This is a genomic window from Paenibacillus amylolyticus, assembly GCF_001570725.1.
Classification (GTDB): domain Bacteria; phylum Bacillota; class Bacilli; order Paenibacillales; family Paenibacillaceae; genus Paenibacillus; species Paenibacillus amylolyticus_A.
In genome coordinates, this window is record NZ_BCNV01000001.1 from 3938968 (window position 1) to 3964398 (window position 25431).

Sequence of the window (25431 nt, forward strand, 5' to 3'; positions counted from 1 at the left end):
GCTCCTTATTGAGCCTGTTTTTTGTAATCTTCGGCATATTCCTCACGAATCTTGTTTCCACCGGCATTACCCCAATTCTCGATTTCCTTTTCCCAGCCACTTTGATCGATCTTGCCCATAATGTATTTGGTTTGTGCATCGGCAATCACCTGATCCAGATCCGCCCCACGGTCACCATACGTTGGAGAATATAACGTCAGCGCAGGGTTTGGCACAGCGTGCTCCGCCAGTTCCTTGGCAAGTGCCGTACCTTTTTCACCCAGTTCGGTATCCTTCAATTTTGGTACGTTGTATCCTTCAACATAAGGAAGGTTGTCACGATAAGGCTTCACTTCACGCTGGAATGCATCGAAGTCACTCATCTCCACCTGATCTTCGCCCACTTTGGTGTAATGTTTGTCTTCCATACCCCGCATCAACAGGGTAGCCATCTCAGGGTCCATCAATTTATCCAGGAAGGAGAGCAGGTTTTTGAGTTCTTCTTCCGATTTCACCGTTGATTTAGGGAATGCCAGAATGCCGGAGTTACCCGTCTGTCCTGCAACACGATCTCCATTCGCTCCAAGCAAACCAGCGATGTCTACTACACCATCCGGATTGTTTTTGGACAGACGCTCTTGCTGACTCTTTCCGTTCTGCGCAACACCAACACGAATACCGACAACACCGGAATCATACTTTTTCTCCGCTTCCGTAGAGTCGAATACGGCAAAGTCCTGGTTCAGCAGTTTCTCATCGTACAAACGTTTCAGCAGATCCAGCACCTGCATATATTCCGGTGTCATGAATTCCGGCGTGAAGCTGCCATCATCTTCGACCTTCCACTTGTTAGGAGCACCAAAGCTTACGCCAAGGCGCGTTGTGAAGGAATATTGGTCCTCATTATATTTTTTGAAAAGCATTAGTCCAAACGTATTATCCTGACCATCTCCATCCGGATCGGAGGTTGCCAGTGTCTTAATCGTTTCATACCATTCATCCGGTGTGGTTGGCACCTTGAGATTCAACTTCTCGAACCAATCCTTGCGATAGATCACTGTAGCCCGCGCAATATCGGAGAATACAGGAACCCCATAGATTTTGCCCTCTACCTTGATGTTGTCAAAAAAACGTTCGTTCTGTGCCGACAGATTTTTGTAATCTTTCAGCAAAGGCCCCACTTCCCAGAACACATCATTACGCATCGCGCTGGTCACCGTTGGGTTATATTGTACCTTCACAATTTTCGGCATATCGCTTGAAGCGATCATCACATTGATTTTGTCATTGTAGGCCGAAGCCGGAATCCATTGGATATCCAGTTTGGTATTGGTATACGCTTCAATCTTTTGCTGAACTTCATTGCCTTTGCTTGGCACATCACCCACCTGTGCAATGGCTATGGACACATTTTGTACGCCGCCCTCGGCAGCCTGACCCTCGTCTGATCCGCATCCTGCCAGCAAACCTGTCACCAGTGCCAGTGTGCTCAAGACAGCTACGGCTTTCTTTTTAGTTGCTTTCATAACATAAAAACCTCCCTTTTTTTATGCAGTCATAGTGAACTGACTTTGAATCATGTGCCCACTCAACCTTTCACCGAACCCAGCATCACACCTTTAGCAAAGTGCTTTTGCAGGAATGGATATACCAGCATAATCGGAATCGTAGAGAATACGATAACGGCCATGCGAATGGTAAGTGGCTGGATCTCGGTCTCTTCAATACTTGTGTCTCCGATTCGGCTTTGTGCCAGAATGACAATCTCACGCAGCCAGACTTGGACAGGCCACTTCTCACTATCGTTAATATAGATAACAGCGCTGAAGAAACTGTTCCAGTGGGCCACCGCGTAAAAGAGTGAAAATGTCGCCATCGCTGGCATGGACAACGGCAGTACAATCCGGAACAATACGCTGACATCGTTACATCCATCAATTTTGGCCGCATCCTCCAGTTCGTCGGGAATGGCCTGGAAGAAGTTTTTAAGTACGATCAAGTTGAATGCACTAATAGCGGTAGGCAGCATCAGCGACCACAACGTATCCGTCAGGTGCAAGGATTTCACGACAAAGTATGTTGGAATCATCCCGCCACTGAAGAGCATCGTGAACAATACACCCAACAATATGGGCTGGCGTCCACGTAAATATCTTCTGGAGAGCGGATAAGCCATAAGTGATGTAAACAGCAGGTTAATGAAAGTACCGATCACCGTAATATAGACCGATACACCCAGACTGCGAATCAAGGTATCTGTAGAGAAAATGTAACGGTACGCAGCCAGAGAGAACTCTTTTGGAAAAAGAATGAATCCTCCCTTGGCCACTTCATGCGGACTGGTAAACGAGACGGCCAAAATATAAATGAACGGGATGACCGTCACGATTCCAATCAACAGCAGCAAGCCGTGATTCACAAAATCAAAGATCCGGTTGCCCCACGTTTTATCCTGTTGCATCTTAATGTTCACTCCTGTCTGGTGAAGAACGTCTGCAACCGAGGGTTAGTAGACGCCTTCCTCCCCGAATTTTTTGGCCAGCGTATTGGCACCAAGGACAAGCGCCAGCCCGACAACCGATTTGAACAACCCGACAGCAGCACTATAACTGTACTGTGCCTGGGTAAGACCCTTCGTGTACACGTAAGTATCGAATACCTCGCCCACATCCCGGTTCGTCGGAGTCAGCATCAGGAAGATCTGTTCAAAGCCTGTATCCAGGAAATTGCCCAGACGCAGAATGAGCAAAATGACGATTGTACTGCGAATGGCCGGCAACGTAATGTGCCAGGTTTGGCGCCAGCGATTTGCACCATCAATCCGTGCAGCTTCATAGAGCTGTGTATCCACACCGGAAAGCGCCGCCAGGAAGATAATCGTGCCCCAACCAACCTCTTTCCAGATGGATTGTCCGACAATCATCGTTCGGAACCATCCGGGTTCAAGCAGGAACGCCACTTTTTGTCCCGTCAGGTTATAGAGCAGTTCATTAATGGCACCGCCCTCGGTTGTGAACAGCATGTAGAATACACCGACAACAACAACCCAGGAAACAAAGTGTGGAACGTAGACGAGCGTTTGTACAAATCGTTTGAACCGTTCACGGCGAACTTCATTCATCATGAGTGCCAGTACAATCGGCAGTGGGAAAAAGAACACAATGTTATAAATGGCAAGCAAAAACGTATTCCGAAATAATGTCCAGAACTGCGGTTCTCCAAAGAAACGCTGGAAATGTTTGAACCCTACCCAGTCACTTCCCAAGATGCCCTTGTAAGGCGTGTAATCCTGAAAAGCCATCGTGATGCCATACATGGGTATGTATTTGAAAATAACAAAGTAAAGCACACCCGGTATTAACATGATATACAGCCACCGGTTTTTGATAATGTCTCTCCACAGCAGGTTTTTGTCACTGCGGGTAGCGGGCCGTGTTCGAGCCGCCGTTTCGGCTTTCATATTGTCTTCCTCCCCACATTGGAAACGATTACAAAATATCACTTCCTGAATTCATGTCTTCATTGTGGAGGATAAACGAATGACTGGCTATCGTCTCGTTTTAGCCTTTTGTTTCCCCTTGTACAGCAAGGCTTTAGCTCATTTCCATCACAGAATTTAAAGGAGCGATGAACTGCTTTCAACCTCCATATTCCTGTCTTAACTTCTCGGAGAAAAGCGTCTTCTTCCTTCATCCGGACATGAAAAAGCCTGCCTGCCATGGCGGGCAGAGCAGGCTTGTTTTATCGCTGCTGCTCCCGGTACTTGCCGGGGGTCGTTCCTGTGATTTTGCGAAATGTACGGATAAATGCGGTTGGATTGGTATAGTTTAATTTCTCGGCAATTTCCGATATTTTAAGATTCGTCGTTTGCAGCCAAGTCTTCGCTTTTTCCATACGATACTCTGCGAGATATTCCGTAAAATTGACTCCTGCTTCCTTCTTGAATACCCGACTTAGGTAGACAGGATGAAAATTAAGCTCAGCGGCACAGGCTTCCAGCGACAATTCACGATCATAACGTTCCTCGATCAAGCGAATCATGCGCCTCGCAATATTCATGTATTGGGATTCTTCCTGCTCTCGCCAGAAACGGATAACGGGCAGGAACAACCGCTTGCGGAACCAATTGGTCATCTCGTCCAATGTGGACAACTTGAGCAAATGTGCCATGGATGCTTTTTCACCCAGCACTTCGGCTACATCTCCGCCTTGCTCCTGCACAAGCTGATATACACGAGACAATAACTGAACCATAATGACGGGGTATTCACTGAAATGAAGCTTCTTGTCTGCAAGTAGCCCCAAATATTGCTTAAAGTAGGCGTCCGTCTTCTCCTCATCTCCTTGCTTGAGCGCAGAAGCAAGCTGATCCTCAATCATGCGTAACTGGGTATACAACGCGGCCTCCATCTGACCACGTGGCTGTATATCCTCGTAATGCAAAATAATACGGCTGCCCAGACTCACCCGGCCTTGCAGTGCCTCGCGGCTCTCCTGAACCGCTCTTGGCGTATCTCCAATACAAGTGTAAGAATGACTGATGCCGATACTTACAGGCAGATTCAGATAGGTCACGACACGTTCGCGAATCCAGTCTGCCTGGGTATGCATCCATTCCTTCAGCTTCACCTCATCCGTCAGTTCGGAGGCAAGTACGGTGACCTGAGCATCGTCCAGCATGACGGGGGTGAACCGAACTGCCGAAGGAAGGAGCTCACCTACCATATTGTTGACAGCAAACAGCAGCAGATCGCGATCCTGTTCCTCATATCGGGTCCCTTCCAAGGTATCGATCTGGAGCATGAGTACGCCAAGACTCGCCCACCCTGTCGGAAAATCGTATAATTCTCCCTGATATCTGAAATCCTCTTCCGAGATTTTGCCTGTTAGCAGTTTGGTCATAAAAAACTCCTGGAGGTGCACATGCTGCCCCTTCATCTGCTCACGCATCGTTTTCTCCGAACTGAACAACGTTGACAGCTGCTCCTCGATATAGATAAATTCATCCTGACGCCGCCCAGACGGAGCAACTGGAGCATCCAGCCCCTTCGTAAACTGCAGCAATCTGGAGATCGGTGAGTACATCCGCCGACTGCCGTATATGGCGACCAGTCCCGTTACACATAACATGACCAGCGTAGCAACGCCGGTAACCAATGCAATTTTCTGCGACTGGGCCGTGATCTGTCCAAGAGATACGACGGACACGTACAACCAGCCATTAAGCGGAGACTGTCTATAGCTAACCGCCACCTGGTTACCTTCCACCTCCGCACTGAAGAAACCCTCTGGCTCTCCCGTCGTCTGAACGATCTCGTGGATTTCCTTATTTAAAGTGTCATATTTCGTACCTTGCTGGGTATCATTCAAAAAATATTTCTGTTCCCGGTCCAGAACGTACAAGTCCCCGGAATTCGGATTGCGACTCAGAAATGTACTAAGCTCCGCGTCAGCAATATCGATGACCAGAAAGCCTTTGGGTTTCACATTCGTCGGTACCATCGGAATCTTGAATACCATGCTTACCACATTATCGGATGATATAAGGGTAGGTGCCTGTTCGGGTGTTAATTCACCCATGCCTGCTGACACAGGTACACTTTCTTTGGCAGAACTTGCATTCTGAGTGACCCAGAACAGACTGTTGGTATAGGTCAGATAGGAGCCAATCCGGTCTCGAATGCTGAAATCATCCAATTTGCCGAAAGAACGCATCGAAACGACCCAATCTTCATCCAGATTAACCAGATAGGCTTGGTCAATATTCGTAACCGCTTGCAAGTTGTTAAAACCGGAAGTCAGATCACGAATCTCCTGAAACTCGCTGCTGTCTAGTGGTTTCTTCATCGCTTGCAGTACCAAAGGCGAATTGACATACTGGATGGATGATAATTGCAGGCTGCGCAGAACTTGTTCTACCCGCATTTGGGTCTGATGCAATATCTGAAGATTGCTCTCACGCACCTTCTGCTCAATGTCACGCGATGCAATCGTATACGAGACGGAACCAATAACAATGACTGGAAGGGCTCCGAGAATCAGGGTAAAGCAGAGCAAACGCAGTAAATACTTCGGCAAGAAGAGCATCCTCCTTCTTATAAAATCGCTTTCATTGGATTATTTTACTATTGTTATTTTAAAACCCATTCTTATTCAAGTCCACTTATTTATTCTAAAGGTTGACTTCAAACCAATTTCCAGTTTATATTGGTTGCATATTCCTCAATCAAAGGAGAGATTTTTAATGTCGGTGAATGTTCTTAACTAACCAAGTTTCATATTCAGGAGTTTGGCCTTTCATTGCGTTTGTGCCCTTATGGCATACGTGTATTTCATGATGCGCCAGATCCCTGTACTTAGTTAAGAACAGCGGATATCATAAATCGCCTCCGGGATTGTCATTGTCCGGGTCTATTTCCGCGCTGAGTTCAGCGCGGATTTTTTCATATAGACCTGTAGCGGACTCTGCTTTCCCATATATTTAGGGCGGAGAATGACGTTTGTTCATTCTCCGCCCTTTTTGCGTTTTCCAGGAATATGTTTCAGCACGTCAACTGAATTCCCAACTCAAATCCAAGGAGAGATTACGCATGAATGAAAACACATTAAACAGTCTGGGTTATCCACAAATTCAAAAAAACGTTGCAGACTGCGCCCTGTCTTATCTGGGCAAACATTATGCCAGAGAGCTAAAACCGATGGTAGATGCTCACCTGATCCAGATTCGCCTGGAAGAAACAGCGGAAGCCGCTGCGTTGATTCGTTTTGGCGCCAGTATCCCCCTCCCTTCACTGGACGGAATGGAAACCATTATGGATCTGCTCGGCACCGGTTATCTATTCAGTGAACGCGACTTCAGTCATCTCGCTCAGTTCCTGCGCAGCTGCGCACAACTCATGAAATACATGGAGGGCAAATCAGGGGCCGCTCCCACCGTCAGTCGTTATGCAGCATCCATGATTCTGATCGCACCTTTGCTGAGTGAAATTGAGCGTTGCATCCATAGTGGACGCATTCAGGATCAGGCCAGCAAGGAACTGATTCGAATTCGTAAAAAAATGACTGTGAATGAGGAGCGTATGAAACGAAAGCTCGATTCTCTCGTGAGTAAACATCGATCCATTATGCAGGAGCATGTCGTTAGTCAACGCGGAGGAAGAACAGTTCTGCCCATTAAGAAAGAGTTTCGTAAACAGGTGAAAGGCAGTGTGCTAGATGAATCGGGAAGCGGGCAAACCGTATATATTGAACCCATTGAGTTAGTAAGTCTGCAGATGGAATTGGCTGCTCTACAAGCGGAGGAGTCCCGGGAGGAGATGAAAATTCTCGGTGATTTAACCTCCCTGGCCGAATCGTATAACCGTGAAATCGCCCTGAACACCGAAACGGTAGGTGTATTGGACTTTCTATTTGCCAAAGCCAAATATGCCGCCACCATGGACGGACGCACCGTTCGAGTCAATACTCAGGGCCACATCAGCCTTCAACGTGCACGTCATCCATTCATGGGTTCTTCCATGGTTCCCCTTGATTTTGCCATCGGCACAACGTACTCGTCGCTCATTATTACGGGCCCGAATACCGGAGGTAAAACGGTCGCACTCAAAACACTTGGTTTGCTAACCCTGATGATGCAATCCGGTTTGCTTATTCCGGTGGAGGAAGGTGGCGAGATGGCTGTGTATAACGAGGTAGCAGTTGATATTGGTGACGGGCAGAGTTTGGAACAAGCGCTCAGTACATTCTCCGCACATATTCGCAATATGATTGGCATACTGGAACAGGCCAATCCATCGACGCTGGTGCTCATTGATGAGATGGCTTCTGGCACAGATCCCGGTGAAGGCGTTGGACTTTCTATCGCCATGCTGGAGGAACTGCATAGCCGCGGAGCAACCGTTGTGGCGACAACACATTTTGGTGAAATCAAACATTTTGCAGCTGCCACGCCAGGATTCGAAAATGCCCGTATGGAATTTGACACCGTTTCTCTCCAGCCGCTGTATCGATTGCGTATCGGAGAAGCTGGTGAGAGCTATGCTTATTCCATCGCATTAAAGCTGGGCATGCCACAGCGTATTATCGAGCGATCCAAGTCCCTGTCCGATCAAAGTATTTCGAGAGATCGTACATTAGGGTTCACGTCACCTCCTTTGGAAACTAAGGCCCTGCCTCCTGCTCGTTCCGTTACAGTATCAGACAGCCAAGTAGAGTTGTCCAAACGGGATAAGTGGAAGCAACCAAAAGATTCAATCAGTCTCCACCAAAAAACAACACCCAGAGAGTCAGATCCCCCTGCTCCTGCCAAAAATTTTCGCAAAGGGGATCGGGTATATGCAGCCTATCTCAATCAGTCGGGCATCGTCTGTGATGTGGAGGATAGCCGTGGAAATATCGGGGTCATGCTCAGGGGACGCAAAGTCAAAATTCATAAGAAACGCCTGACTCTGCATATATCTGCCAATGAGCTTTATCCAGGTGACGATTATGATTTGGACATTGTGCTAGAAACAAAGGAAAATCGAAAGAAGCGTAAATTGATGGGACGCAAACATGTGGAAGGCCTTCAGATCGAATTACCGCCTGAAGAATAGCCGATGGGAGAAACAAATGTAGCGGAATGGAACTCATATACACAATGAATTCCATGATCACCAGCACATTTCTGTTATACTGGAACCAGTATGTTTAACTTCAGCTCGTAGCTATTCACAGGGAGGGAAGAACCCAATGTCTGCAGAACAAGACAATCAAGAGCGTAGCAATATCGATGTTCTTGTCTGCCCATTATGCGGGGAAGCTAATCGCTGTTCCTATGCCGCAGGACATCCCCATTCGGAATGCTGGTGTAACCGGGCTACTTTCCCCGAAGGTGTATTTGACCGCATTCCGGCAGAGCAGCGCCGAAAATCATGCATATGTCAACGCTGTTTGGATGACTATACCGATAAACACCAACCAAAAGAAGAGCCACACAGTTAACAACTGTATGGCTCTTCTTCATATTATGCATTATCTAGATTGTTAGCCTCGCTACCACTGATCTTACATTTGGTTATACTGGGCAACAGCCTGTTCCAGCACCGGATGATGCTCATCCATGGACGTATAATGGTGGAGGGCAGCTGTAATCCCCTTCTCGCGGATCATGTCCTGTAGTTCAACTGCTTCCGGATCATCGGAGACATCGAACTTGCAGGCTGCTGCCATGCCCATAGCCAGATAGGTCGTTTCGGTTCCATCCGCATAGGCCTGAAGGGCCGGGCGAACCAGACGATCATTCGGAGACAACTTGCGCAGGGGGGAACGACCAACACGAGTAACCTCATCGGTGAGATACGGGTTGACGAACCGTCCCAATATTTTGACAATATACTGCTCATGCTCTTCTGGGTTGAATCCAAACCGCTTCACCAGAACTTCTCCGGTTTCCTGCAAAGCACCATATACAATGGATTTCACCTTTTCATCGGCAATAGCCTTCTGAATCGTGTCATACCCATGCACATTACCGATGTACGCAGCAACGCAGTGTCCTGTGTTAACCGTGAACAGTTTACGTTCGATATACGGCTCCAGATCATCGACATATACGATGCCCTCAACCGGTTTGAATGCAGGAGCCATCTGGGAACGATCTACCACCCACTCGTAAAAAGGCTCCACCTGTACATGCAGAGGATCTTCATGATGCTGAATGGGTACAATCCGGTCTACAGCCGAATCTGGAAAATAAACGTACTGATCCGCAAGGGAACGTGTCTCTTCATTGAGCAGAGCATATACATGCTCTTTCAATTGTGTACTGGCTCCAATGGCGTTCTCGCAAGCAATAATATGAAGAGGGTTCTGAGCAGGACCAGAACTCAGTCTTTTCTCAAGTCCCTTCGCAATACCTGGTGCAATATGCTTCAGTACGCCCACGCCCACTGCGGTTGTAATCAGATCAGCTTCCACCACGGTTTGGGCAACCGTCTCCAGCTGGGTTCCATCGATGGCATTTACACCTGTTACGGTCTCCTGATCCTTGCTCTCGTTGGCCAGTTCCACCGTATACTGCCCCCGTTTCTGGAGAGCTGTTACCAAGGTCTGATTCACGTCGGAGAAAATCACCTCATACCCTGCACGGGAGAGAATTAATCCGATAAACCCGCGTCCAATGTTACCTGCGCCAAAGTGTAGGGCCTTCATAGCTCCATTTCACTTTCCAGAATAGCAATAACTTCTTCGGCAGTTTTAGCCAAACGCAGGGCCTCCATATTCTCATCTTCAGCACAGATCACCGCAATGCTAGTCAGGATCTCCATATGTTCCCCGCCTTGAGCCGCGATACCAATGACCATATACGCCTTTTCTTCGCCAAAATCAACACCCTGTGGATACTGAATGACAGAGATGCCTGTAGATAAAATGAAAGCTTTGGACTCCTTCGTACCGTGCGGGATCGCAAGTCCGTTCCCTACATAGGTCGAGACAATCTCTTCACGTTCAATCATCTTCTCAATGTAATCAGCGGTAATATGTCCCGCATCCTTCAGAATCTGTCCTGCCATACGAATCGCTTCATATTTGTCCTGAGCCGTCGCGTTCATGATGATTTTATCTGTTGTTAACATACTCATAATGGTTGACCTCCAATTTCGGTTTTACTGCGATAAAATCCAACAAGTTCCTGAGACAGGTAATGAATGAGTTCATCCCTGATTCCCTTTTCCAGCAATGTAATCATCTCTTCCTGCAATAACAGGGCGCTGATCTCACTGAGAACCTCCAAGCTTTCCTTGGATAATTCTCTTGGACCGAGCATCAAGAGAATATGGGTAACTCCTGCCGGATCATCCGGCGTACGAAGGAGTGGCTCCGTGAGCTGAAACAGACTGATAGATGGCCTGTAGATCCCCTCACTTCGTGTATGAAAGAGCGCAAGTCTTGTGCCGGGAATCTTCTGACTCCCCACTGCCTCACGTGCCTCCAACCGTTTCGCGATCTCCTCCGGCTCCTTCAATACACCAGATCCATGGAGTACATTGCACATCGCATACACGGTTTTATAGAAACCAATATCTTGATTATCCAGCGGATACACCTGAAACTTGCCAATAATTCGGACGATTTCAATCAGTGTAGCTTCCATTCCGTCAGGGTCCGAGTAACGACTTGTCGTCTGAACCTCTGTTTCACGGGGCTTGTTATGCTGCTGTTGTAACGTTGTGGTTTTAATAAAATGCCGCAGGCGCTCGCTCTCTTCTGCTGTAAGCAGTGGACTCACTTTGTAATACTGATGCTCATCCATCGGCAGATCGACAGTGGATAACACCAGATCATATTGATCTGTAGGTATCCGGGCAGCCTCGTACCAGGACACGCTATCCATGATCCGAATCTCGGGAATCTCCTTGGACAATCGGCTGGAAAGCATACGTGATGAACCGATTCCGCTTGTACACACGATGATGGCCCTGATTTCCCGTTTCAGTGCACGTAACCTCTCAATGGAAGCTCCAAAATGCATGACCAGAAAACCAATTTCCTCATCCGGAACGTCTGTACCTGGCCAAGCTTGCCCCACGGATTTTTTGACATCTTCGAAGAGTAAATCATAATCCTTGCGAATCTGCTGCAATAGCGGATTACGAATCATCTGTTGTCCTTCAATTCGCTCCATTACAGGTTCCATATGACCAAGTAGACCTTCACGAAGCAAACGATCCTCATGAAAGGCATAATGCGTTCTCGCCTGCATCTGATCAATCAATGAATGTACCCTGTCCAGTAAAATCAAGTCGTCTATTGGCAACAGCCTGGAAGAGTGAATTCGCTGCTCTGTCTCAACTAATAGTCTGTGAAAATAAGCTTGCTCATCTTGGGAGAATGTCAGCCCCAGCTGGGTGGATAACACACCACACAAGCGGGATGCCATATAAGGCGGAACCTTCATATCATCCCGCTCTGCAACGTCATCCCCCGTTTTCTCTCGTGGAGACATACGGCCAATGCCAAAGCCTTTACGAATACGTACAACCGCTACGGACAATTGAATCAGCAGCTTCATGTATTGGCGTTCCGGGATGTTCTCCAGCCATTCGATATCTGGTTGCCATAACGCATTTTCGACCGTAAGCACATCACCGTGTCCGATCATATCCAACAGTTTTTGGTTTACGATGGAGCACCCTTGTTCAGGCTGTCTTCCGAACAAGTCAGACTCATCCAAAAATTCCAGTGCAAGTGCAGCTATGGCTGTGCGATGAATCGTCTCGCTTCCGTTAATCTTGACGCCATATCCACGTCTGCGAACCAGCTTCAGTCCCGCCTGACGAATCCGTGATTCCAAATCGTCCAGATCAGTAGTTACGGTAGATACAGTCACTTTCAGATCGGAAGCCAGGGCGAGCAACTTTACAGGCTCCGGTTCATCAAGCAGGATGCAAAGCATGAAGAGCTTACGCTCTTCTGGCGTAAACTCTACGTATTCTTTACCCTCCAATTGCTGGCGCAATACAGCCAGATCATCGGAACCAGCATCGATTCGGATACCGGTTCCTGATTTTTTTTCCAGCTTCATTCCCAGGGGTTCAAGCCATTGTTCAATCATTTGAAGCTCCCGGTGAACGGTTCGGGTACTGACCTTTACTTCAACGGCGATTTCGCCGGCTGTTACTTCATGTGGATGCTCTAGCAGGAACTCCACGATTTCACGTTGTCTTTTGGTAATACTCATATCTCAGCCTCCGGCTCAGGGAAAACAAATGCGTGCAATTACTTCAGACGTTCAACGAGCGCATCGTATTCCGGGCTTTTTAGGAAGTTGTCGATGGATATATGTTCTGCGTTCGGCGCAACGGAGCGAGCACGATCCGTTAATATTTGTTGTGTGATGACCACATCAGCATCCGGCGGGATATCACTGATGGCCGTATTGGTCACCGTAACATCAATCCCCTCTGCCTTCATCTTCTTGCGTAGAATGGAAGCACCCATGGCACTCGAACCCATGCCTGCATCACAGGAGAATACAATCTTCTTCACATGTGTTTTCAATGTAGAAGTAGCCATATCCGCAGTTCTGTCTGCTTCACGTTGGTTAGCGGTAATGCCAGCGTTTGGCACAGTTCCTTGACTCTTCATGTCTTTCATCCGGCTGGATGCGGACTCCAGATCTTCGTCCTTTTGTTTACCCGTTTTCAGCAACAGTGCTGCCACCAGGAAGGAAACGACTGCTGCTACAAGAACCCCTGCGAGCATCGGCAGATATCCACCTTTTGGTGTTAAAAGGAAATATGCGATAATACTACCCGGTGATGGTGCTGAAACAAGCCCTGCTCCGGTTAGCATGAATGTTAATGTACCTGCGACGCCACCCGCGATTGCTGCAAGAATCAGAATTGGTCTCATCAGAATGTAAGGGAAGTAGATCTCATGAATTCCCCCGAAGAAATGAATGATAACAGCACCTGGTGCAGAAGATTTGGCCATTCCGCGTCCGAAGAAGCAGTAAGCAAGCAAGATACCAAGTCCCGGACCCGGGTTCGATTCAAGCATGTATAATACAGATTGCCCTAATTCTCTCGCTTGATCTGTTGCAATCGGTGTGAGAATCCCGTGGTTGATCGCATTGTTCAGGAACAATACTTTACCCGGTTCAATAATCAGGTTGACCAGCGGTAACAAGCCCAGATTCATTAAGCCTTGTACCCCGGCAGACAATACTTTACTAATCGCTTCTACAGCAGGCCCGATGCCCAGTAGCGCAATGATCCCCAAGATCCCGCCAATAATACCGGCTGAGAAGTTATTAACCAGCATTTCAAATCCGGCTCTAACTTTGCCTTCAATGGATTTATCGAATTTTTTGATAATCCATGCTGCCAGAGGTCCGGCAATCATCGCACCGAGGAACATCGGAATATCACTACCCACGATGACCCCGATGGTCATAATGGCACCCACGACGCCACCACGCTGACCATGCACCATCGTACCCCCGGTGTAACCAATTAACAGCGGCAGCAAATATTTGATCATCGGATCGACTAGCTGTGCAAGCGTCTCGTTAGGGAACCAGCCTGTTGGAATGAACAGCGCCGTAATTAATCCCCAGGCGATGAACGCTCCCATATTCGGCATGACCATACCACTCAGGAATCGGCCAAAACGCTGCACACCTACCCGTAGCCCACCTTTGGAATTGGACGATTGGTCCAAATTACTCATTGTATTATCCTCCTTGGATCAAGTCATTATGTTTATGAAAGGGGTATCATTTCTCCCCTGCTGTAATCCTAAGCGAGAATGCTCTCCTGTTCAATCAAATGAAAGCGTACTTTCGTCATGAACAATGATGACAACATTAGGTTATGTAATCGTTTTAATTGATGCATATTAGCTGAACCCATTGGTACATAAGGCTTTTCTTCCTATGACTTTTATCATTTCCAAAATCAATTTCTAACCTGTAGCATGTTCCAATCGGGCACTTCACATCCATAATCTGCTTCAATCTGCATTCAAAACCATCCTCGGAAAACACAAAAAACCTGTGCAAGCCTCAGGCTCACACAGGTCGAAACAATATGAAGCATATCTCATTTTGTTATAAAATATATGTTAATAAGTACAAGTTCGTTCATACTATTCTTCCGTATGTTTACGATACGCGTCTGCATTCATCAATGTAGACAATGCTGCTGTCAGATCTCCCTCAACGCGGATCTCAATCATCCAGCCTTCCTCGTAAGGAGAGCTGTTCACAAGCTCAGGTGAGTCCTGTAACGAATCATTCACCGCAATGATTGAACCAGTGACTGGAGAAAACAAGTCCGACACCGTTTTGACCGATTCGATCGTTCCAATGCTATCTTCTGCTTTTACATTGGATTCAAGGTCAGGCAATTCCACAAACACAATGTCACCCAGCTGATGCTGCGCGAACTCGGTAATGCCAATACGTACAGTATCCTCCCCTACGATTTGCACCCATTCGTGCTCTTCACTGTACAGGAAATCACTTTTCAATTCGCTCATCGATATCCGCCTCGCTTTTCATTAATGAGTGCATGCGTTCTTTGACCTTAACCTTTTTCCCAGAACATAGCGTATGATATTTTTGAATCAAATGTCAATATACCTCACAAATTATTTAATAATGGCCTCCTCAAACCGTAACCCGAATACACTCTTTCTACATATACTGGTGAATATTAGAATAGTAAGCGTAGTCTTTTTAAATACACGAACAATAAAACTACAAACTAAATAAATATTCGGTTTTAAATCATTTTCTATGATATCGTTCTTGACATCAGCAGTGGATTCACGTTTTAATGAGAAGAGTAAATGTGTTTATTGGTCTATGTTATACCCGCGGATGAATGTAAAGGGAGAGATTACCCGTGACACCCGATTCGGGATGTACATGAGGTAACGCCGAAGGAGTAAACCACCGATAAGCGGGGGTGAATCTCTCAGGCAAAAGGACTTTTACGGGACGCAACTCTGGAGAGCATCTATTCGCCCTGTGCGGGCGTTATGATCACCCAAGGGGAAACCTGCTGCACTAATGCGGCGGGGTAACTCTCAGGTACAAGGGACAGAGCCTTAGAATACAGCGTGCTACTTGGCATGCCGGTTCTTTGGCCTGTCCTTTTCCTTTTTCCCAAAAAAACGAAAAACAGGATTCAGATCGGAATCGGCGCTGTCATAGCTGCCTTACCATACTTATCTACGCAAAATTTATGCTGAAAAATTTAAAAATACTCTGGTTCATTGATCCACGATTGCATATTCGGCCGGTTGACGGCCCATGACGAGGTGATTTGATGTCCGATTTGCTTAGAACACCACTCTTCCCCCTATATCAGCAATATGAAGGCGTACGGTGCATTGATTTTGGAGGCTGGGAGCTTCCGGTGCAATTCAGCGGAATCCAGAAAGAACATGAAGCGGTGCGTGAGCGTGCTGGACTGTTCGATGTATCCCATATGGGTGAATTCACAGTACAGGGTGAGCAGGCTGAAGCGTTTTTGCAACAAATGACGACCAATGATGTGACCACGCTGGTTCCCGGTCAAGCCCAGTACACCCTGATGTGTTACCCAGATGGCGGTGTGGTGGATGATCTGCTCGTGTATAAGCTGGAAGTTCAGCATTATATGCTCGTCGTTAACGCCTCCAATATCGATAAGGATTGGGCATGGCTGCAAGAGCACCTGATCCCTGGCGTAAGCATGACCAACGATTCGGAGCAGACAGCGCTACTCGCCCTGCAAGGTCCACTGGCTGTAGATATTATTGGAAAAGTTACAGCTACGGATGTATCCACGATTGAACCGTTTCGTTTTGTGCAGGACGCCGAAGTATGTGGAGTAAAATTACTGTTGTCCCGTACCGGTTATACCGGTGAGGATGGCTTTGAACTATATGTTCCTGCGGACCAGGCCGCTGCGGTGTGGAATGGATTAATGCAAGCTGGTGAAGGTCACGGACTCGTACCAACCGGACTTGGTGCCCGGGATACGCTGCGCTTTGAAGCGAGGCTCCCCCTGTATGGACAGGAATTGTCGGCAACCATCTCTCCGCTCGAAGCTGGCGTTGGCATGTTTGTGAAGCTGAATGCCGGACCTTTTATCGGACACGAAGCCTTGTTACAGCAAAAAACTGATGGTCCCGCCCGCAAACTGGTCGGCATCGAAGTGCTGGAGCGCGGTATTCCCCGTCCCCACTATCCGATTTACGCCGAAGGCGTACAGATTGGCGAAGTGACGACAGGCACACAATCACCTACATTGAAGCGTAATCTGGGGCTGGCCCTCATCGACAGCAAATACGCTGCGCTGGGAACCCCGCTTGAGATTGAGATTCGCGGCAAGAAGCTGAAAGCCGAGGTCGTGAAGACCCCTTTTCATAAACGGACACGCACGTCAAAGACACCTACTCAAGGAGCTGATCAAGCATGAGCAAGCACCGTTACATTCCCATGACCGAGCAAGATCAGAGCGCCATGCTCGCAACCATCGGTGTGGATACGCTGGAGGATCTGTTCCAGGACATTCCAAAAGAGATTCGTTATCAGGGCGAGCTGCCCGTATCCTCCAAACTCGATGAATATGCGCTGACACGTCACATGTCCAAACAAGCTGGCGCCAACGCCAATTTTGAAACACACGCCAGCTTCCTCGGCGCAGGTATATATGATCATCATGTTCCTTCCGTCATCAATCATGTCATTTCCCGTTCGGAGTTCTACACCGCCTACACACCTTATCAGCCTGAGATCAGCCAAGGTGAACTACAGGCGATTTTCGAATTTCAATCCTACATCTGTGAATTAACCGGTATGGCTGTAGCCAATGCCAGCATGTATGACGGTGCAACTGCCTTTGCGGAAGCAGGAAACTTGGCCGCAGCAGCAACGCGTCGCAAACAGCTCATCGTATCCCGTACCGTTCATCCGGAAGCGCGTCAGGTATTGCAGGCATATGCGCACGGACTCCGTCTGGAGATTGTCGAGATTGGTTATAAGGATGGCGTCACTGACTGGGATGCCCTGCAAGCTGCCATATCGGACGATACCGCAGCGGTCATGATCCAAAGCCCGAACTTCTTTGGTGCCGTGGAAAATGTGAAGCAAGCCGCTGACCTCGTGCATGCGCACAAGGGTCTGCTCGTTGTAAGTGCTAACCCGCTATCGCTGGGTCTGCTGGAAGCCCCAGGCAAGCTGGGTGCCGACATCGTTGTTGGCGATGCGCAGCCCCTCGGTATCGCCGCTTCACTCGGCGGCCCGACATGCGGATATTTCGCCGTATCCCAGCCTCATATGCGCCGAATTCCTGGCCGAATCGTAGGCCAGACAACCGATCGCAACGGCAAGCGTGGTTTTGTACTCACGCTGCAAGCGCGTGAACAGCACATCCGTCGTGAAAAGGCGACATCCAACATCTGTTCCAACCAGGCTTTGCTTGCACTCAGCGCATCTGTATATATGTCCATCATGGGTAAACAAGGAATGATCGATGTCGCGGATCTGAATTTGCAAAAGAGTCATTACACCCTGAGTACATTAACTGCGATTCCTGGAGTTAGCCTTACATTTCATGCACCAACATTTAATGAGTTTGTGATTAAGCTTCCTGAAGGAACCGATGTGGATGCCCTTCAGTTGAAACTGCTGGATGCCGGCTTCATTGGTGGTTACGAACTCGGACGTGATTATCCAGAGCTTGCCGGACATATGCTGATTGCTGTTACTGAACGACGCAGTAAGGAAGAGATTGACGAATTCGCACGAGCATTGGAGGGATCCCTGTGACTCAGGAAACGACGACAACGACAACATCGGTACAAGGACAGTCGGAAACAGGTACTTCTGTCTCCACTTCGGTTCAACCTGAGACGGTTACAACATTCAGTGCACAGACCCTGTCTCCTGCTCCGGAACAATCATTGATTTTTGAACTCAGCAGCCCTGGACGTGTCGCTTATTCCTTGCCAGAATGTGACGTTCCTCGCCAGTCTGCCGATACGTTGATTCCCCGGGAAATGCTCCGTTCGGAAGCAGCGGCACTGCCGGAAGTATTCGAGGTAGATGTTATCAGGCACTATACTGCGCTGTCCCGTCGCAACTTCGGTGTAGACAACGGATTTTATCCACTGGGCTCTTGTACGATGAAATACAATCCGAAGATTAATGAGGATGTTGCACGTTATAACGGTTTTGCCAAAATCCATCCGTACCAGCATGAATCCAGCATTCAAGGTGCACTTGAACTGTTATATACGTTGCAAAACGACCTTGCAGGTCTGACAGGTATGGACGCTGTGACCCTGCAACCAGCCGCTGGTGCTCATGGAGAATGGACTGGACTTATGATGATTCGTGCCTACCACGAAGGTCGTGGTGAACAACGTACCAAAGTCATCGTGCCCGATTCTTCTCATGGTACCAACCCGGCAAGTGCAACCGTTGCAGGATTTGAGACTGTGACAATTCCGTCCCGTGCAGACGGACTGGTCGATCTGGACGCACTCCGTGCAGCCGTCGGTTCGGATACAGCAGCATTGATGCTGACGAACCCGAATACACTTGGTTTGTTCGAGAAAGACATTCAGGAGATTGCATCCATCGTGCATCAGGCTGGTGGCTTGTTGTATTACGATGGAGCCAACTCGAATGCCATTATGGGCATTACCCGTCCGGGTGATATGGGCTTTGACGTGGTGCATCTGAACTTGCACAAAACGATGAGTACACCTCACGGCGGTGGTGGACCCGGTGCCGGACCAGTCGGCGTGAAGAGTCGTCTGATTCCGTTCCTGCCTAAACCGATGGTCATTAAGAACGAACAGGGCGTATATGCACTGGACCGTGAAGGAGATCAATCCATTGGTCGAGTGAAAGCCTACTACGGCAACTTCGGTATTTTGGTACGCGCCTATGCCTACATTCGCACCTATGGACCGGAAGGTTTACGCCGTGTATCTGAGTGTGCGGTACTGAATGCCAACTATATGATGGCACGCCTCGCACCTTACTATGAGATTCCATATCCAGGCGTATGTAAACATGAATTCGTGATGTCTGGTCGGGGATTGAAGCAATATGGTGTGCGTACACTAGATGTTGCCAAACGATTGCTTGATTTTGGATATCACCCGCCTACGGTGTACTTCCCGCTCAATGTGGAGGAATGCATCATGATCGAGCCGACAGAGACCGAAAGCAAAGAAACGCTGGATGGATTCATAGATACGATGATACGGATTGCCAAAGAAGCGGAAGAGACACCTGAATTGGTCCTCAACGCACCTTACGGTACACCGGTTACTCGTCTTGATGAGACAACCGCGGCCCGCAAACCTGTATTGAACTGCGCTTGCAGTTAAGCACTAAGTGAATTACTAATCCATGCTCTTGCTGATGTTAACTACATCAGTAAGAGCATTTTTTGGGCTAGACAGTACAGAACCTTTCTCCTTGAGCTCCCCTTCTAAACCCTATACATTTCGAGCAACAAAAAAAGCCGATATCCACATGATTCGCGGATACCGGCAAAATCGCTGCATGAATGCAGCTCATTATCGGAAAAAGAAAAACCTCAAATCCGGAGGAAACCCCGGCAAAATTACGCTTGAATGCTTTGAACCAATTCAACAACTTGTTCAGCCGTTTGCATATCCAGAGCTTTAGCAGCCAGTTCCTGCATATCCGCACGGGACAGCTTGGTGATCTGACTACGAGCTGGCAGAATGGATGTTGCGCTCATGCTGAACTCATCCAATCCAAGACCGAGCAGCAATGGAATTGCTGTTTCGTCTCCTGCCATCTCACCACACATGCCAACCCATTTGCCTTCACGATGCGCTGCATCGATAACCATTTTAACCAAACGCAAAATGGCTGGGTTGTAAGGTTGGTACAGATATGCCACTCGTTCGTTCATACGGTCAGCAGCCATTGTGTATTGAATCAGATCGTTCGTTCCGATACTGAAGAAATCCACTTCTTTGGCAAATTGATCCGCCAGAACTGCAGTCGAAGGAATTTCGACCATGATTCCGAGTTGAATGCTGTCAGAAACAGCAATCCCTTCAGCAACCAGCTTCTCTTTCTCTTCGAGCAAGACAGCTTTTGCTTCACGGAATTCACCCAGTGTTGCGATCATTGGGAACATGACACGCAGGTTTCCATGTACGCTTGCACGCAGCAATGCACGCAATTGTGTACGGAAGATATCCAGACGGTCCAGACACAGACGAACTGCGCGGAAGCCGAGGAATGGATTCATTTCTTTTGGCAGATCCAGGTATGGAAGCTCTTTGTCTCCACCGATGTCGAGTGTACGAACAACGACAGGTTTGCCTTCCATTTTTTCCAGTACCGCTTTGTAAGCATTATACTGAATGTCTTCGGAAGGAAGCTTGTCTCTGCCCATGTACAAGAACTCGGTACGGTACAGGCCTACAGCCTCGCCACCGTTCTCCAGAACACCCGTTACATCATTCGGTGTACCGATGTTGGCTGCAAGTTCAACATGAACGTTGTCCACCGTTACTGTTGGCTCATCACGAAGTTTTCTCCACTCTGCACGTTGTGCATCATACTGTTCCTGTTTGGCACGGTATTCAGCAATAACTTCATCAGTAGGGTTAACCAGTACGTGACCATCCAGACCGTCAACAATGATCATATCGCCTTGTTTCGCTTGAGCCAAGATGTCCTTGGTTCCAACAACAGCCGGAATTTCAAGAGAGCGAGCCATGATCGCCGAGTGAGAAGTACGTCCACCAATGTTGGTTGCAAAACCTTTAACAAATTGGCGGTTCAATTGAGCCGTGTCGGAAGGCGTCAGATCCTCGGCAAGCACGATTACTTCTTCATTGATCTCAGCCGGACTCATGAAGTCGATACCAAGCAAGTGATTTAGCACACGTTTGGTAACGTCACGCATATCTGCTGCACGTTCCTGCAGGTATGCACTCTTCATGTTCTCGAACATGGAGATAAATTGCGATGCCGTTTCGTTCAAAGCAAATTCTGCATTGATCATGTCATCTGCAATTCTAGCTTTAACCGGATCAATCAGTTCCGGGTCATTCAGAATGAGCAAATGCGAAGCAAAAATCTCAGCTTTTTTCTCACCAAGCTCTTGTAAAGTACGCTCTTTGATCGCCTCAAGCTCAGCCTGGGATTTCCCCAGAGCTGAGTCGAGTTTCGCGATTTCTGCGTCAACGTCGTTAATTTGGCGTTTTTCTACAGAGTAGTCAGGATGCTCCAAGATAAACGCCTTGGCGATAGCAATACCCGCCGAAGCCGCGATCCCGGAGACATTAAGCATTAATTTCGCCCAACCCTTCGTTAACCATAACGTCAGTCAAAGCTTGAAGAGCTTCAGCTTCGCCTTCGCCTTCAACGATGATGCTGATAGTGTCGCCTTGTTCCAATCCGAGGGAAAGAACGCCCAGGATGGATTTCAACGTTACTTTTTTACCGTTAGCTTCTGCAAAGGATTCTGCACCTTTGAATTTGTTAGCTGTATTAACCAGGGCTGTCGCCGGACGTGCGTGGATACCATCTTCGTCTGTAATTCTGAATGTTTGTTGCATTACAATCATCTCACTTTCAGTAATTTGGTTTAGGCATTGCATATATTTACACTTGCTTGCCATCGTCGTAACACTTCTTATTTTATCTCAATGATTGGCTGATCGCCAACTTTCAGCACTCCACTCTTCTTCAAGGTCACTGTGGAGCCCTCTGGCAGGTTGGTGAAAATAACTGGTGAAATGATCGAAGGAGCGTTTGCTTTGACATACTCCAGATCCACTTCCATAATCGGCTGACCAGCCGATACCAGATCACCTTCCTGCACCAGTACGTTAAAGCCTTGACCTTTCAGCTTCACCGTATTGACACCTATATGAACAAGCACTTCCTTGCCACCGTCAGACATGATGCCCACGGCGTGTTTGCTTGGAAATACATTAAACACTTTACCATACACAGGAGAAGTTATTGTGCCATCATGTGGCAAAATAGCGAATCCATCACCTGTCATTTTCTCAGCAAAGACCGGATCAGGTACGTTCGAAATGTCCAGCAATTCACCGTTGACTGGCATTACGATATCCTCAGCAACGATACGTTCGCCTTGCTCACCTTGTGCCTTCTCCTCTTCAGGAGTTGGTTTAGCAGCCGCTGGCGTTGGTGCTGGTGTTCGTCCTGCAATAATATCCTGCATTTGAGATTTAATCGTATCGGAACGTGTTCCGAAGATGGCTTGAACATTATTACCCACTTCAAGCACACCAGATGCACCCAATTGTTTCAAACGATCTTTTTTTACATTGGATTTCTCATTCACTTCAATCCGCAAACGAGTAATACAAGCGTCCAGATGTTTGATGTTCTCTTTGCCACCAAAAGCTTCGAGAATGTTATGAGGCAGATCATCCGTTGAACCGGAGCCTGCGCCAGACGCTGTTTCAGGCGTTGCCTCTTCGCGTCCTGGTGTTTTGAGATTGAATTTGCGAATGATCAATCGGAAACCGAAATAGTAGATCACTGCAAGAATCAAGCCGACGATAATCACGTCCCACCAAGGTGTACGGTTCGGAATAATACCGAAGATCAGGAAGTCAATGAACCCACCGGAGAAGGTCATACCGATCTTGACACCCAGAATTTGCATGGTCATGAAAGACAAACCTGCAAAGATACAGTGTACTGCAAACAGGATTGGAGCTACAAACAGGAACGAGAATTCAAGTGGTTCAGTGATCCCTGTCAGGAACGAAGTCAACGCTGCCGAACCCATAATACCTGCAACATACTTTTTGTGTTCTGGTCTTGCTTCATGGTACATCGCAAGAGCAGCCGCTGGCAAACCGAACATCATGAACGGGAATTTACCAACCTGGAACGTTCCTGCTGTGAGGTTTGCACCATCACGCAATTGATTGAAGAAGATCTGCTGGTCACCACGGATGACATCTCCAGCTTTGTTTACGTACTCACCGAACTCAAACCAGAATGGGGAGTAGAAAATGTGGTGAAGACCGAACGGAATTAATGACCGTTCCACGACTCCGAAGATGAAGGCCGACAATGTCGGGCTTGTATCTACCATGAAGTGAGACACAGCATTCAATCCATTTTGAATCGGTGGCCAGATAATCACCAGAAGCAACCCGATTAAGAGGGAAACAACCGAAGTGATAATCGGAACAAATCGTTTACCTGCAAAGAAACCCAGGTAAGACGGCAGTTCGATTTTGAAAAATCGATTGTAACACAGCGCGGCGGCGATACCTATGATAATACCTCCGAACACGCCTGTACTTAATGTTGGGATACCCAAGATGCTGGCATAACCCGGCACTTCGCCGATCATTGCCGGGGTAACCCCTACTGCGGTACCCAGTGTGACGTTCATGACCAGATAACCGATGATGGCTGCAAGACCTGCAACCCCTTCGCCACCGGCCAATCCGACGGCTACACCGACGGCGAACAGCAATGCCAGATTATCAAATACGATCTGACCTGCGTTCATCATAATTGTTGCGATCGAGTTCACCCAAGGGGTGTCGAGCGCCGTTACATATTGCAAAAAGTCTGGATTAACCAACATGTTACCAATTCCGAGCAGCAAACCTGCCGCAGGCAGAATGGCTACAGGCAACATGAGAGCTTTACCGACTCTTTGCAATACACCGAAGAGCTTTTTAAACATCGCGTCGTATTCTCCCTTTCGTCTAAGTTGTGTGTCGTGATGCAAGCAAGGGGACACAAAAAAGGCATGAATTAATAAAGTGAACTGTACCAACCTTGGGGTATAGCATACCCTGTACAAGGAAAGAACAATCACACTCTAGTTAACTCATGCCTGATCGAGTCAGTAACACGTCGCTTTTGTTTATTCAGTTGCTTGATTACGGAGACCATTGTAGCACCAGTTCTAATCCATTGCAAGCCTTTACAGCAAAAAAATCAATCCCGCATTCCATCATTGGAATGATTTCACTTATTCTCTTCTTCTTTCCGCTGATACAGTCGTTGAAGATGTATAGTCAGATAGCCTACTTCCGCAGGATAAACAGGCAGGCTTAGCCTTTTCTCCATCACTTTGGTCAGCTTCCATGCAAGCGAGTACATTTCGGGGTACTCCAACTTAAGCAGCGAATCCAATTTATGAAGTTCTTCGACTTTGTCTCCACGGCGAACACGCTCAAGTGCGAATCGAAGATGAGTCAGCAAACGGGAGTAGTCAAGCGATTCCGTTTCAAACGAATAATCGAGTTGGTCGGACACCAGGCTCACCAAATCGGTGATCAGCTGTGAGTGTTCACGTACCTGGGATATATTCTGGTTGGTCATTGCGCTATAGATATGAAGGGCAACAAAACCAATCTCGTCCATCCCCAAATCTACACCCATTTTCTCCTTGATCAGACGAACAGCGTATTCTCCCATTCGATATTCTTCAGGGTAGATCTCACGAGTTTCATATAAAAACGGGTTCTGTATGACAATTCCTTGCTCCTTGCGTTTTAACGCGAAAGAAATATGATCGGTTAATGCAATATGGATATGTTCATTCAGCGGAACGTCCGTACGCTCTGCAATATACGTAATGACTTCGTTAATAATCTCGATCAACGCTTCATCCACCTGTGGAAGAAGCTGCTTGTACTGCTCTTGCTCTTGCTGGTTTCTCAAAATGAACATCTTCTCTACAGCCATCAGTGGAATAATGTCATTAGTTTTCCTGTTGAAGCCGATGCCTTTACCAATCACGACGACTTCCCCATGTTCAGGATGTTGTGCAATGATTACATTATTATTTAGCGCTTTGGCTACATGCAGGCTACTCAAAGTTTGCACCTCTTTTTCACACCATCTTAGATGTGATAAGTCACACCCTAGTTAAGAACGAAAAGACATCCGGAGCAGGC

At 47.7% G+C, this 25431-nt stretch carries 18 protein-coding genes and 2 riboswitches; of the genes, 5 read left to right on the plus strand and 13 right to left on the minus strand.

Annotated features, from left to right (window positions below; all coding sequences use genetic code 11):
- Positions 1 to 5: 5 nt before the first annotated feature.
- The 4 genes from PAHA3_RS17445 to PAHA3_RS17460 form a co-directional block, all read right to left on the minus strand.
- Positions 6 to 1505, minus strand: coding sequence for an extracellular solute-binding protein (locus tag PAHA3_RS17445; protein WP_062835837.1), 1500 nt, complete (start codon positions 1503 to 1505; stop codon positions 6 to 8).
- A 62-nt stretch (positions 1506 to 1567) separates the two neighbouring features.
- Positions 1568 to 2440, minus strand: a complete 873-nt coding sequence (locus tag PAHA3_RS17450; protein ID WP_062835838.1) for a carbohydrate ABC transporter permease — start codon at positions 2438 to 2440, stop codon at positions 1568 to 1570.
- Between the two features lie 45 nt (positions 2441 to 2485).
- Positions 2486 to 3439 carry an ABC transporter permease gene (locus PAHA3_RS17455; protein ID WP_017686861.1) on the minus strand — a complete coding sequence of 318 codons (954 nt, stop codon included), beginning with the start codon at positions 3437 to 3439 and terminating at the stop codon, positions 2486 to 2488.
- A 281-nt stretch (positions 3440 to 3720) separates the two neighbouring features.
- The gene (locus PAHA3_RS17460; RefSeq protein ID WP_167350898.1) at positions 3721 to 6057 is read right to left on the minus strand and encodes an AraC family transcriptional regulator; all 2337 of its coding nucleotides are present in this window, start codon (positions 6055 to 6057) and stop codon (positions 3721 to 3723) included.
- Between the two features lie 512 nt (positions 6058 to 6569).
- On the opposite strand from PAHA3_RS17460, the gene PAHA3_RS17465 reads away from it, so the two are divergent.
- Both PAHA3_RS17465 and PAHA3_RS17470 read left to right on the plus strand, forming a co-directional pair.
- Positions 6570 to 8573 carry an endonuclease MutS2 gene (locus PAHA3_RS17465; protein ID WP_062835840.1) on the plus strand — a complete coding sequence of 668 codons (2004 nt, stop codon included), beginning with the start codon at positions 6570 to 6572 and terminating at the stop codon, positions 8571 to 8573.
- Between the two features lie 136 nt (positions 8574 to 8709).
- Positions 8710 to 8961, plus strand: a complete 252-nt coding sequence (locus PAHA3_RS17470) for a cysteine-rich CWC family protein (protein ID WP_082762842.1) — start codon at positions 8710 to 8712, stop codon at positions 8959 to 8961.
- A gap of 63 nt (positions 8962 to 9024) precedes the next feature.
- On the opposite strand, the gene PAHA3_RS17475 is transcribed toward PAHA3_RS17470, so the two are convergent.
- From PAHA3_RS17475 to gcvH, 5 genes are all read right to left on the minus strand, one after another.
- Positions 9025 to 10170, minus strand: a complete 1146-nt coding sequence (locus PAHA3_RS17475) for a mannitol-1-phosphate 5-dehydrogenase (protein WP_062835842.1) — start codon at positions 10168 to 10170, stop codon at positions 9025 to 9027.
- Positions 10167 to 10601 (minus strand): PTS sugar transporter subunit IIA, encoded by a 435-nt coding sequence (locus tag PAHA3_RS17480; RefSeq protein WP_062835843.1) that lies wholly within the window; start codon positions 10599 to 10601, stop codon positions 10167 to 10169. Before PAHA3_RS17480 ends, PAHA3_RS17475 begins: the two co-directional genes overlap by 4 nt.
- Positions 10598 to 12700, minus strand: a complete 2103-nt coding sequence (locus PAHA3_RS17485; protein WP_062835844.1) for a BglG family transcription antiterminator — start codon at positions 12698 to 12700, stop codon at positions 10598 to 10600. The genes PAHA3_RS17480 and PAHA3_RS17485 overlap by 4 nt, the downstream gene beginning before the upstream one ends.
- 38 nt (positions 12701 to 12738) lie before the next feature.
- The gene (locus PAHA3_RS17490; protein ID WP_062835845.1) at positions 12739 to 14193 is read right to left on the minus strand and encodes a PTS mannitol transporter subunit IICB; all 1455 of its coding nucleotides are present in this window, start codon (positions 14191 to 14193) and stop codon (positions 12739 to 12741) included.
- Positions 14194 to 14610: 417 nt separating this feature from the next.
- Complete coding sequence (gene gcvH, locus PAHA3_RS17495) at positions 14611 to 15003, minus strand: glycine cleavage system protein GcvH (RefSeq protein ID WP_062835846.1); 393 nt, start codon at positions 15001 to 15003, stop codon at positions 14611 to 14613.
- A gap of 343 nt (positions 15004 to 15346) precedes the next feature.
- Positions 15347 to 15469: riboswitch (glycine riboswitch) on the plus strand.
- A gap of 3 nt (positions 15470 to 15472) precedes the next feature.
- Positions 15473 to 15574, plus strand: a riboswitch (glycine riboswitch).
- Between the two features lie 223 nt (positions 15575 to 15797).
- Here gcvH and gcvT point away from each other — a divergent pair.
- The 3 genes from gcvT (at position 15798) to gcvPB (ending at position 19860) form a co-directional block, all read left to right on the plus strand.
- Entirely contained in the window at positions 15798 to 16934 is a 1137-nt protein-coding gene (gene gcvT / locus PAHA3_RS17500) for a glycine cleavage system aminomethyltransferase GcvT (RefSeq protein WP_062835847.1), read from the plus strand.
- Positions 16931 to 18286 carry an aminomethyl-transferring glycine dehydrogenase subunit GcvPA gene (gene gcvPA / locus PAHA3_RS17505; protein ID WP_062835848.1) on the plus strand — a complete coding sequence of 452 codons (1356 nt, stop codon included), beginning with the start codon at positions 16931 to 16933 and terminating at the stop codon, positions 18284 to 18286. The genes gcvT and gcvPA overlap by 4 nt, the downstream gene beginning before the upstream one ends.
- A gap of 110 nt (positions 18287 to 18396) precedes the next feature.
- Positions 18397 to 19860, plus strand: coding sequence for an aminomethyl-transferring glycine dehydrogenase subunit GcvPB (gcvPB, locus tag PAHA3_RS17510; protein ID WP_062836158.1), 1464 nt, complete (start codon positions 18397 to 18399; stop codon positions 19858 to 19860).
- A 239-nt stretch (positions 19861 to 20099) separates the two neighbouring features.
- Here gcvPB and ptsP read toward each other — a convergent pair whose 3' ends face one another.
- The 4 genes from ptsP to glcT all read right to left on the minus strand — a co-directional run bounded on the left by ptsP (position 20100) and on the right by glcT (position 25351).
- The gene (gene ptsP, locus PAHA3_RS17515; protein WP_047844045.1) at positions 20100 to 21812 is read right to left on the minus strand and encodes a phosphoenolpyruvate--protein phosphotransferase; all 1713 of its coding nucleotides are present in this window, start codon (positions 21810 to 21812) and stop codon (positions 20100 to 20102) included.
- Complete coding sequence (locus PAHA3_RS17520; protein ID WP_036617010.1) at positions 21805 to 22080, minus strand: HPr family phosphocarrier protein; 276 nt, start codon at positions 22078 to 22080, stop codon at positions 21805 to 21807. The genes ptsP and PAHA3_RS17520 overlap by 8 nt, the downstream gene beginning before the upstream one ends.
- 77 nt (positions 22081 to 22157) lie before the next feature.
- Positions 22158 to 24209, minus strand: a complete 2052-nt coding sequence (gene ptsG, locus PAHA3_RS17525) for a glucose-specific PTS transporter subunit IIBC (protein WP_062835849.1) — start codon at positions 24207 to 24209, stop codon at positions 22158 to 22160.
- Positions 24210 to 24496: 287 nt separating this feature from the next.
- On the minus strand, positions 24497 to 25351 hold the full coding sequence (gene glcT / locus PAHA3_RS17530) for a glucose PTS transporter transcription antiterminator GlcT (RefSeq protein ID WP_062835850.1): 855 nt from the start codon (positions 25349 to 25351) through the stop codon (positions 24497 to 24499).
- Positions 25352 to 25431: the final 80 nt, after the last annotated feature.

What these genes read in the sequence shown, in the direction of transcription:
- gcvH (WP_062835846.1), bottom strand. Translation starts at nt 15,003, where the DNA reads ATGAGCGAATTGAAAAGTGATTTCCTGTACAGTGAAGAGCACGAATGG.
- ptsG (WP_062835849.1), bottom strand. Translation starts at nt 24,209, where the DNA reads ATGTTTAAAAAGCTCTTCGGTGTATTGCAAAGAGTCGGTAAAGCTCTC.
- PAHA3_RS17480 (WP_062835843.1), bottom strand. Translation starts at nt 10,601, where the DNA reads ATGAGTATGTTAACAACAGATAAAATCATCATGAACGCGACGGCTCAG.
- PAHA3_RS17470 (WP_082762842.1), top strand. Translation starts at nt 8,710, where the DNA reads ATGTCTGCAGAACAAGACAATCAAGAGCGTAGCAATATCGATGTTCTT.
- PAHA3_RS17450 (WP_062835838.1), bottom strand. Translation starts at nt 2,440, where the DNA reads ATGCAACAGGATAAAACGTGGGGCAACCGGATCTTTGATTTTGTGAAT.
- gcvT (WP_062835847.1), top strand. Translation starts at nt 15,798, where the DNA reads ATGTCCGATTTGCTTAGAACACCACTCTTCCCCCTATATCAGCAATAT.
- ptsP (WP_047844045.1), bottom strand. Translation starts at nt 21,812, where the DNA reads ATGCTTAATGTCTCCGGGATCGCGGCTTCGGCGGGTATTGCTATCGCC.
- PAHA3_RS17490 (WP_062835845.1), bottom strand. Translation starts at nt 14,193, where the DNA reads ATGAGTAATTTGGACCAATCGTCCAATTCCAAAGGTGGGCTACGGGTA.
- gcvPA (WP_062835848.1), top strand. Translation starts at nt 16,931, where the DNA reads ATGAGCAAGCACCGTTACATTCCCATGACCGAGCAAGATCAGAGCGCC.
- PAHA3_RS17445 (WP_062835837.1), bottom strand. Translation starts at nt 1,505, where the DNA reads ATGAAAGCAACTAAAAAGAAAGCCGTAGCTGTCTTGAGCACACTGGCA.
- PAHA3_RS17520 (WP_036617010.1), bottom strand. Translation starts at nt 22,080, where the DNA reads ATGCAACAAACATTCAGAATTACAGACGAAGATGGTATCCACGCACGT.
- PAHA3_RS17475 (WP_062835842.1), bottom strand. Translation starts at nt 10,170, where the DNA reads ATGAAGGCCCTACACTTTGGCGCAGGTAACATTGGACGCGGGTTTATC.
- PAHA3_RS17465 (WP_062835840.1), top strand. Translation starts at nt 6,570, where the DNA reads ATGAATGAAAACACATTAAACAGTCTGGGTTATCCACAAATTCAAAAA.
- PAHA3_RS17455 (WP_017686861.1), bottom strand. Translation starts at nt 3,439, where the DNA reads ATGAAAGCCGAAACGGCGGCTCGAACACGGCCCGCTACCCGCAGTGAC.
- PAHA3_RS17485 (WP_062835844.1), bottom strand. Translation starts at nt 12,700, where the DNA reads ATGAGTATTACCAAAAGACAACGTGAAATCGTGGAGTTCCTGCTAGAG.